At 74.0% G+C, this 3,367-nt stretch carries 3 protein-coding genes; 2 read left to right on the top strand and 1 reads right to left on the bottom strand.

Going from position 1 to position 3,367, the window contains the following annotated elements; translation table 11 throughout:
- Positions 1-31 precede the first annotated feature (31 nt).
- On the bottom strand, positions 32-1,408 hold the full coding sequence (gene hisS / locus D8M29_RS10200; protein WP_095694636.1) for a histidine--tRNA ligase: 1,377 nt from the start codon (positions 1,406-1,408) through the stop codon (positions 32-34).
- A gap of 174 nt (positions 1,409-1,582) precedes the next feature.
- Between hisS and D8M29_RS10195 the strand changes: the two genes are divergently transcribed.
- Both D8M29_RS10195 and D8M29_RS13840 read left to right on the top strand, forming a co-directional pair.
- A complete protein-coding gene (locus tag D8M29_RS10195) occupies positions 1,583-3,121 on the top strand; it encodes a DUF349 domain-containing protein (RefSeq protein ID WP_095694637.1) in 1,539 nt (512 codons plus the stop codon).
- Between the two features lie 85 nt (positions 3,122-3,206).
- Positions 3,207-3,347 carry a hypothetical protein gene (locus D8M29_RS13840; RefSeq protein WP_153240288.1) on the top strand — a complete coding sequence of 47 codons (141 nt, stop codon included), beginning with the start codon at positions 3,207-3,209 and terminating at the stop codon, positions 3,345-3,347.
- The last annotated feature ends 20 nt before the right edge of the window (positions 3,348-3,367 follow it).

Below are 3,367 nucleotides of genomic sequence, written 5' to 3'. Positions count from 1 at the left end.
CGCGCCGGGGCCGGCGCAGCGGTCCGCCCGCTCAGTCCTGCGCGCGGGCGACCTGCGGCAGCAGGTCCTCGGCCGGCGGGGTCCAGTCGGCCGGGTCCGCGGCGTGCTGCTCGCCGGAGCGGATGTCCTTGACCTCGTGGACCCGCGCGCCGGCATCGTCCCGGCCCATGAACCAGACGAACGGGATGCCGCGGCGATCCGCGTACTTGATCTGCTTGCCGAACTTCTCCGCGGACACCGCGACCTCCGCGGGGATGCCGCGCTGTCGCAGCAGGGCCGCGACGTCCTGGGCCTCGGACCAGTCCTCGTCCGCCGTCAGCGCCACGTACACCGCGGTCGGCACGGAGCGGGAGGCCACGGCCATCTGCTGGGACAGCATGCGCATCACCAGCCGCGTCACGCCGATGGACAGCCCGACACCGGGGAACACGCGGTTCCCCTTGGACGCGAGCGCGTCGTAGCGGCCGCCCGAGCAGATCGAGCCGAGCTGCTCGTGGCCCACCAGGACGGTCTCGTAGACGGTGCCCGTGTAGTAGTCCAGGCCGCGCGCGATGGACAGGTCCGCCACGGCGCGCCCGGGGGCGCGGCGGTGCAGGGTGGCGACGACGTCGGCCAGCTCGGTCAGCCCCTCCTCGAGCAGCTCGTGGGTCACCCCCAGGGCGCGGACCCGCTCGACGAACGAGGCGTCCGACGTGCGGATGTCCGCCAGGGCCAGCGCCTGCGCAGCCTGCTCGGGGCTCGCGCCGACCTCCTCCTGGAGCAGCCGCGCGACCTCCTCCGGGCCGACCTTCTCCAGCTTGTCGATGCTGCGCAGCACGCCGGCGGTGTCCTCCAGGCCGATGCCCCGGTAGAAGCCCTCGGCGAGCTTGCGGTTGTTCACGCGGATGAGGAAGTCGCCGATCGGCAGGGCGCCGAGCGCCTCGGCCATCACGAGTGCGACGTCGGCGTCGTACCGGGGCGAGAGGGCGCCGTCGCCGACGACGTCGATGTCCGCCTGGGTGAACTCGCGGGCGCGGCCCTCCTGAGGGCGCTCCCCGCGCCAGACCTTCTGCATCTGGTAGCGACGGAAGGGGAAGGCGAGGTGGCCGGCGTTCTCCACGACGTAGCGGGCGAACGGCACGGTGAGGTCGAAGTGCAGGGCCAGGCGCTTGGGGTCGGCCGGGTCCTTGGGATCGCGCCGGCCCGCGGCGACCTCCTCGTCCTCGGCCAGGCGGGAGACCGCGTAGACCTCCTTGTCCACCTCGCCCTTGCGCAGCAGCTGGCCCAGGGTCTCCACGGCACGGGTCTCGATGCCGGCGAACCCGTGCAGCTCGAAGGTCCGCCGCAGCGTGTCGAGCACGTGCTGCTCCACGAGCCGCTCGGCGGGCAGCCACTCGTGGAAACCGGACAGGGAGGCCTTGCGGGACATGGCGATCCTTCGAGACGACGACGGCGGGGACGCGCGACGGTCCCCCGCCGGCGCACCGGCCCATTCTAGGCGCGGGCGCTGTCCGGCCCGGTACGCTGGCCCTGTTCGTGTCCATCCCGACCGGCCGCATCCCTCGACGACTGCGTGCCGGCGCAGTCAGGGAGAGTTCCAGCGGTGACCAATCACATGCAGCCCGACGACCAGCAGTCCCCCGCCACCGAGGCCGCCCCCGCGTCGGCCGAGGCCGCCGAGCCGACCGTGCCCGCCGAGGCCCGGCCCGTCCCCGAGGTCGTCCCCGACGCGCCGGCGCACGGTGATTCCTCCCAGCCCGCCGAGGCGCCCGCCGTGCCCTCCCCGGCCGCGATGAAGAAGGCCAGCCCGGCCGCCGTGCGCCCCGCGACGCCCGCCGCCGCGTCCGCCGCCCCGACCCCCGTCGTGGCCCCGACCGTGCCGCCCACCCCGGTGGAGGAGGCCGCCAGGTTCGCCCGGGTGAGCGAGGACGGCCACGTCACGCTGCTGGACGGGCAGGAGGAGCACGCGGTCGGCCAGGTGCCGGACGCGAGCACCGAGGACGCGCTGGCGTACTTCGTGCGCAAGTACGACGACGTGCGCGCCCAGATGGCCCTGTTCGAGCAGCGCATCGCCGCCGGCGCCCCCTCGAGTGAGCTGGGCCGGGCGCTGGGTCAGATGACGACCGCGGTGAACGAGCGCCACATGGTCGGCGACATGGACGCCCTCCGCACCCGCCTGGCGGCCCTGGAGACCCTCCTGGGCGACTACCGCGCCGCGGAACAGGAGGCCCGGCAGGCCGCCCAGGCCGAGCAGCTGGCCACCCGCGAGGCCATCGTCGCCGAGGCCGAGACCTTCGCCCAGACCCCGGCCGAGCGGATGCCCTGGAAGACCGCGTCCAAGCGCATGACGGAGCTGTTCGAGGAGTGGAAGGCCGCCCAGAAGGCCGGTCCGCGTCTGGCCAAGTCGGTCGAGGACGACCTGTGGAAGCGCTTCCGCGGCGCCCGCACCGCGTTCGACAAGACCCGCCGCGCCCACTTCTCCCGGCTGGACGCCGCCTCGGCCGAGGCCAAGCAGGTCAAGGAGCGCCTCATCGCCCGCGCCGAGGAGCTGTCCACCTCCACCGACTGGGGCGTGACCGCCGGCAAGTACCGCGACCTGATGGACGAGTGGAAGCGCGCCCCCCGGGCCTCCCGCAAGGAGGACGACGCCCTCTGGGCCCGCTTCCGCGCCGCCCAGGACGTCTTCTTCGCCGCCCGCAAGGCCGCGAACCAGGAGATCGACCGCGAGTACGGGGCCAACCTGAAGGTGAAGGAGCAGATCCTCGCCGACGGCCAGAAGCTGCTCCCGTTCACGGACGTCAAGGCCGGACGGCGCGCGCTCAACGAGCTGCGCGGGCGGTGGGAGGATGCCGGCCGCGTGCCCCGCGGGGACGTCCGCCGGATGGAGGAGGGCTTCCGCAAGCTCGAGGACGCCCTCAAGCAGGCGGAGAACGAGCACTGGCGCCGCACCGACCCGGAGACCAAGGCCCGCACGAACTCCGCCCTCACGCAGCTCGAGGAGACCATCGCGGGGCTCGAGGCGGATCTCGCCCGGGCCCAGGCCCGGGGCGACCAGCGCGCCGTCAAGAAGGCCCAGGAGGCGCTCGACGCGCGCCTGCAGTGGAAGCAGGCCCTCGAGGCCTCGGCCTCCGAGCTCCGCTGAGCCCCACCCGTCTCGAGCACGCCCCCGCGGCCCGCCTGTCCACAGGCGGCCGCGGGGGCGTCCCCGTCTCTGGCAGGATCCGGGCATGACGACCGTGACGATCGAGGAGACCGCCCCGACCGGGGCACTCGTGCTGGCGGGCGACCCCTTCACGGAGCCGGAGCTGCAGGCGCTCGGCGCGAGATCGGAGGAGCGTCGGGGAGGGAAAGGGTGGCTGAGCAGGTGAAGGTATCGGGGTGGGGGTGG

Origin of the sequence: Micrococcus sp. HSID17227 (genome assembly GCF_003989405.1) — a bacterium.
Lineage (GTDB): Bacteria > Actinomycetota > Actinomycetes > Actinomycetales > Micrococcaceae > Micrococcus > Micrococcus luteus.
Note: the sequence above shows the minus strand (reverse complement) of the source record. Positions and strands in the feature narration are given on the sequence as shown.

Coding starts and splice junctions, on each gene's coding strand:
- hisS (WP_095694636.1), bottom strand. CDS start 1,408: ATGTCCCGCAAGGCCTCCCTGTCCGGTTTCCACGAGTGGCTGCCCGCC.
- D8M29_RS13840 (WP_153240288.1), top strand. CDS start 3,207: ATGACGACCGTGACGATCGAGGAGACCGCCCCGACCGGGGCACTCGTG.